At 68.9% G+C, this 5926-nt stretch carries 4 protein-coding genes and 1 pseudogene; 1 reads left to right on the plus strand and 4 read right to left on the minus strand.

All coding sequences use genetic code 11. The annotated features are described in order from the left end of the window. Positions 1–719 (minus strand): annotated as a pseudogene (locus tag FZ103_RS19190) (hypothetical protein); the annotation flags it as partial. 107 nt (positions 720–826) lie between these two features. Here FZ103_RS19190 and FZ103_RS19195 point away from each other — a divergent pair. Continuing rightward, a complete protein-coding gene (locus FZ103_RS19195; protein ID WP_156003045.1) occupies positions 827–1360 on the plus strand; it encodes a putative immunity protein in 534 nt (177 codons plus the stop codon). Positions 1361–1462: 102 nt separating this feature from the next. Here the strand turns inward: FZ103_RS19195 and FZ103_RS19200 are convergent, their stop codons facing one another. The 3 genes from FZ103_RS19200 to FZ103_RS19210 all read right to left on the minus strand — a co-directional run. Next, entirely contained in the window at positions 1463–2494 is a 1032-nt protein-coding gene (locus tag FZ103_RS19200) for a hypothetical protein (RefSeq protein ID WP_156003046.1), read from the minus strand. A gap of 91 nt (positions 2495–2585) precedes the next feature. Beyond that, on the minus strand, positions 2586–3359 hold the full coding sequence (locus FZ103_RS19205; RefSeq protein WP_156003047.1) for a hypothetical protein: 774 nt from the start codon (positions 3357–3359) through the stop codon (positions 2586–2588). Positions 3360–3462: 103 nt separating this feature from the next. Continuing rightward, on the minus strand, positions 3463–5926 hold a 2464-nt coding region (locus FZ103_RS19210; protein WP_222936805.1), incomplete at its 5' end, for an ADP-ribosyltransferase.

Below are 5926 nucleotides of genomic sequence, written 5' to 3' on the forward strand. Positions count from 1 at the left end.
CACTCACTCCAGGAGCTCACACCCCAGCCGTCCTCGCCGTAGAGGCCCACCAGAGCACCCAGGTCCTCGGCGATACCCACACCGAAGTCCTTGATGCCGTTGCCGACGTCCTCCCACCACGGCGCATCATGCTCCTGCGGCGTCACCCACGGCGTCTCGATGTCCTTCAACGCCTCACTCGTGCCGTGCGCCACCTGGTTGGCACCCAAGGAGCCCTGCTCACCCGGCTCGGTGGCCACGAACGTCGTGCCCCCGAACAACGCGGTGATCGTGTTGGCGCACTCCCGCTCGGCCCGCTGATACTCAAACACCGCCTGCAGGATGTCGTTGTTCAGCGAGTCCAGCTCATTGATCTTGTCCTCGTCCTCACGCCAGTCCTCATCACCGGAGATCTTGGACTGGAACGACTCCGCATCGGCCTTCAGCGTCTGCAACCGCCTCTTGATCGGCCGCACATCGTTGGCGAAGTTGATCAACGCCGTGCCCACCGAGGTGACCGCCCCGTCGAAGTCGTCGCCCTTGGTCGCCACCGGATCGATCGCCGCAAACAGCGTCTCCTGCTCCGGAGCCGAGTAGATCCCCTGCAGCCCCTGCCAGGAGGACTTGATGTCCTGACCCGCCTGGGACACATCGTCCCCGTCGCCCTTGAGCTTCTCCCCGGCCTTCTCCACCGCATCGCAATCGACCGGGGGAATCGGGACGTCCTCGGGACTGATCACCTTCTCACTCAAAACGCCACCGCCGGGAGGATCAGGGAGTTCTACACAGGCCTTCCCGATCTACCACAGCCGCCTCCGGGACGGCCACCCCATGAGATCGTCGTCTCATGGATACCGTGTCCGGCGACTTCGAGCTGACCATGGACGAACTACGGGCCGTGGCACGCTACGTGGCGCAGAGCGCTGAAGAGGTCCTCCCCGTTTTCGAGGTCGCCCGTCCCGACGACCCGCGGCCCCGCGCGGCCGTGGCCGCGGCATGGGAGTTCGCGGACGGCGCGCGCAGGACCAGGTTGCAGCGCGTCACCTCGCTGGATGCCCATCGGGCGGCCAAGGAGGCCCCCACCGAGGCGGCGCGCCTCGCCGCGCGCTGCGCCGGCGACGCCGCCTCCGCCGCCTACCTGCATCCACTCGCCGATGCCCGCCAGGTGGGCCACATCCTGCGCGCAGCCGCGAGTGCGGCGCGGGTGGCGGAACTGGAAGCGGGCGGCGATCCCGGCGTCGCAGACAGGGCGATCGAGCGTGCTCGGCAGCGGGCGGCACCGGTCCTGGTCGACGTTCTCCGCCGGTATCCCCCCGCAGCGACGGCCAGGAATCGCGTCGCGGAGCTGATGAGCACCCTGGACTCCTCGCTGCGCGCCTGAGCCGCACAACGGGGCGCGCACGGCGCCGGCACGGCCGTGTCCGCCCGCACCCCCGAGTCCCCCTTCGCGCGGCGTCCGGGGCCTCGCCCGCGGCTTCGCCGGTCAGCCGTCGTCGTGCTCGGTCGGCACCGGCCGCCACCCGCCCGAACCGTAGACCCAGCGCTGCCCGCTGCCGTCGAGCGCCTCATACACCGCGCCGAGGGGCAGCTCGGCCTCCTCACCGTTCGCGGCGGCCACCCGCAGCACGTCCACGGCCATCCAGTAGGCATAGTGCGCCGCCTCGGACTCCCACTCCGCGGGTTCGAGCGCGGCGCGGTAATGCTCCATCTCTGCGGCTCTCCTGCCCGCGGGGACCAGGGGATCCGGCGAAGCCCACGGATCCGCAGCGGAGCACGCCCAGTCCAGTTGCCGGATGATGATCCAATCGGGGCGTCCCGAATTGGCCAGTACACGCTCGGCACCGCACACCGGGCACGGGCCCGGTTTCCGGGGGGCGAAGCGGTAGAGCATCCAGTGCAGGTCGATGATGCTGTGCTCGCGGGCGTCCGCGCCGCGGACCAGGCCGCTGGAGGTCCACGGGCAGCCGCAGTCGGGACAGCCCGTGGCCGGCTCACCGGGGTAAGTCGACTCCCGTTCGGTCCCCGGCCAGCCGGGCGGCCACCGGGACTCGCACCGGATGCACCGCTGTTGCGAGCGCCCCGGGCCGATCCGCAAGGCGTTGGAGGCCACCTCCCCACCGCCCATCCGGTCGCGCAGCCCGCCGAGGTAGCCCGGATACGTCCCGAACTCCTTGGGCCAGGCGAAGTACCCCGAATGCGGCCATAGCTGTTCGATGCAGCTCATCACCGTGATGGTGTTCCACGGCTCCTCACGGAAGCTGCCCTCGTCGTTGAGGAGCTCGGCTATGGTCTGGGGGTCGGCCATCGTCTCGGCACTGAGTTCGGCCAGCCGCCGGATGGGCGAGGGACTGTGCCGGTCCACACCCAGCGACGCGAATTCCGCGATCTCCAACGCCTTCGCCACGAAGCGGCGATGCGCCTCTTCGCGCTCGGCCCACTTGCGCTTCGCCTCCTGCTGGTCCGGACTCCCGTCGTAGGGGCCGACATCGGCACTGCCGCGGATTCGTCGCACCATGGAACAGCATTCTGCTGGGCCGACTCACGACGTGCCAACGGCTGTGTCGGGCGGGGCCGCCGCGGGAACAGCCCCGCGGCGGCGCACCCGATCAGTCGCGGGCGCGAATCCTCAAATCGTCGAGGCTTTCGGCGCGCTGCTCCGCGGCGTCGGACGGGAGGCGGCCGGCCTTGGGGTCCTCCTCGGCGCCGATCCAGCTGCGGAGCATCTCCGAGGGCGGCAGGCCCTGGCTCTCGGCCTCACGCATCCGGTCGATCCACCGCCTCTCGGCGCGGTGGCCGTCGGCGCGGGCCTTGGCACGCGGAACGAATCCGGCCGCGTCGTCGGTCTCCGCCACCCACAGGTAACCCAGCAGCACATCGCCGCGGTAGGCGGGCAGGTAGCGCACCGCCGAATCGGTGGCCATCTTATAGCCCGGGCCGTTGGTCGTGAACGGCCCCAGCGGGCCCCATCCCTTCGACCGGTCCGTCGGGGTGCCGTCCGGGAAGAACTCGGGTTCGGGCGGGGCCGGAGGCACCGGCGGCTCGCTGTGGTCCGGATTCGCCAGTTGCCGCAGCTCCTCATAGCTGCCCAGTTCCGCGAACTCGGCTCGTCGCGGAACCGCACCCGCTATGGGATGCTCCTCGGCGCCGATCCACCGCCGCAGGGTCTCCTCGGCGGGAAGCCGCGCGGCGTATCCCTCCTCCAGTCGTTCCGACCATACTCGGGCGGCCTGGAAGCCGGTCTTGACGTCCTGTGCACTAAGGCGGCGGATAAAGGAAGCCCCGCTGGTACGCACGCCGGCATACAGGTACCCGATCACCTCGCCACCGAGTTCCACCGGCAGATAGCGCACCGGTCCCGACACCTTCGCCGAATAGCTCACTCCGGGCGTTCCTCTGCGGGATGCGCCCCCGCCGCCGGACGCGTTTGCCGATGGCGCGGAAGCTGCGGGGAACGCTTCGCTGTCGCTGTTCACACCGTCACCTCTAATCCTTGCCAGGCATCAGGACGTCCGCATTCACCTTGATGCTGCCGTCGCCGAGCTTCTCGACGCTCCTGATGACGTACTCCGTACCCCGCGGGAGGATGAGTTCCCGCTGGTCCGGGTAGATGCTGCTCTTGCCCATCCACACGCCGGGATGGCCCTCGGGCACGTTGAGGTGGAACTTGTACTCGTAGGGATTGTTGTCGACCACGGTCGGGTTCTTGCCGAGCGACGTCGACATGTAGGCGTTGTCGGACTGGGTCTCCCCGATCATCTTCTTCAGCGCCTCATAGGCGTTCGGACTGCTGGGGTCGAAGCCCTTCATGAAGCTGAAATCGTGGAGGCCCCGGACCACTTCGACGTCTTCGGGAAGCGCGGTCCTCTGGAAGCCGGCGTCCATGTCCGCGATTCGCTGGTCGACCTCTTCCGGCGTGGGGAACCCGTCGAACGTCTGAATCATCCGCCCACGGCCGCCGGCGCTGTCGATCCACTGTTCGAGCCGCGCATCGGGGTTCTCCGACTGCATGATGTCGTTGACGATGATGCGCTGTTCTTCCGTAAGGTCCTTCTGATTGTCGAATGCGCGCTCGACGTCGGTCATGCTGATACGCCCATCGACCATGTCCATGAGGTGCATGCCGGGGCCGACGCTCTTCCACTTCATGTCGAGGATCTGCTGGGTGGTCGCCTGGCCCCGCAGAATGGGGTTGAGCCAGGACTGGCGGGTGTAGTCCTCCAGTCCTTCACGCTGCGATTCGGTCAGCCTCTCGTAGGTCTCCGGGCGGAGCACCTCCTCGCCGTATTGCTCGCCCGCGTCGTCGGTGTCGAAGTGGCGGACGCCGTCCTCGTCGACCTGGCCCGGCCAGGTGGAGGGATCGTTCGGGTCGATGCCGCTGTCGGGGTCGGCGCCCGGAGTGGTGTCGCCGGCCGGGGCGTTGTTGTCGACGTTGTCCACCGGGTCGGTGTCGACCGGATCGGTGTCGGCGGGGTCGGTGTCTCCGGTATCCGCGTCCACCGGATCGGTGTCCGCCGGGTCCGTGTCGACCGGATCGGTGTCCACGGGGTCGGTGGTTTCGCCCAGGTCGCTGTTCGGGGCGTCACCGTCGGGCGTGTTGCCCGGCCGCGCGGGATCGGTGTCGACCGGGTCGGCGGGGGTCTCCGTGTTGCCGGCGTCCTGCTGGTTGCCGTTCTGTTGGCCGTCGGGCCCGCCGTTGCCGTCCAGACCGCCGAGGGGACCGCTTGGGCCGCTCGGGCCTCCCGGACCACCGGGGTCGCTCGGGTGACCGCCGCTGCCGGGGCCGTCAGGGCTTCCGCCGCCGGGGCCACCCGATCCGCCCGGGCTGCCACCGCCGTTGCCGGTGGACTGGTACTGGCCGCCGTTGCCGTTGTTGAACGCCGGATCGACGTCGACCGGATCGTTGCCGCCGCCCACCGGAGTTGCGCGGTTCTCCAGGGCCTCGGCGTCGTCCAGGGAGTTCTGCAGGCCCTGCAGCTGGTCCTGGTCGAGGCTCATGTCGTCGAGCTGGTTCTGCAGGTCCTGGGTGGACTGCTGCCCCGGGCGGTTGCCGATCTGCTGGAGCCCCTGCAGCTGGCCGTCGGAGGGCTGGCCGTTGCTGTCGGTGTCGCCGTTGGTGTCGCCCGAGGTCTCGGAGCCGTCGCCGCCGACCTTGCGGGCGCCCTTGGCCAGCGCCTTGACCACGCCGGCACCACCCAGCGCCATACTCCCGATGTTCAGCACCGACTGCGTGATCACATACCCCGGCCGATCCCCCCACTCGCGCCAGGGCACCACCGCGTGGGCGAACTCCGTCCAGCCCGAGGAGAAGTTGCCCCACCACTCGCCGAAGGAGCTCACCCCCCAGCCGTCCTTGCCGTAGAAGCCAACGAGGCTGCCCAGGCCGTTGAGAGTGTCGCCCCAGTTGTTCTTGAGGTTGCTGCCCCACTCACTCCAGGAGCTCACACCCCAGCCGCCCTCGCCGTAGAGGCCCACCAGAGCACCCAGGTCCTCGGCGATACCCACACCGAAGTCCTTGATGCCGTTGCCGACGTCCTCCCACCACGGCGCATCATGCTCCTGCGGCGTCACCCACGGCGTCTCGATGTCCTTCAACGCCTCACTCGTGCCGTGCGCCACCTGGTTGGCACCCAAGGAGCCCTGCTCACCCGGCTCGGTGGCCACGAACGTCGTGCCCCCGAACAACGCGGTGATCGTGTTGGCGCACTCCCGCTCGGCCCGCTGATACTCAAACACCGCCTGCAGGATGTCGTTGTTCAGCGAGTCCAGCTCATTGATCTTGTCCTCGTCCTCACGCCAGTCCTCATCACCGGAGATCTTGGACTGGAACGACTCCGCATCGGCCTTCAGCGTCTGCAACCGCCTCTTGATCGGCCGCACATCGTTGGCGAAGTTGATCAACGCCGTGCCCACCGAGGTGACCGCCCCGTCGAAGTCGTCGCCCTTGGTC

The sequence above is a fragment of the Streptomonospora sp. PA3 genome, assembly GCF_009728995.1.
Taxonomy (GTDB): Bacteria; Actinomycetota; Actinomycetes; order Streptosporangiales; family Streptosporangiaceae; genus Streptomonospora.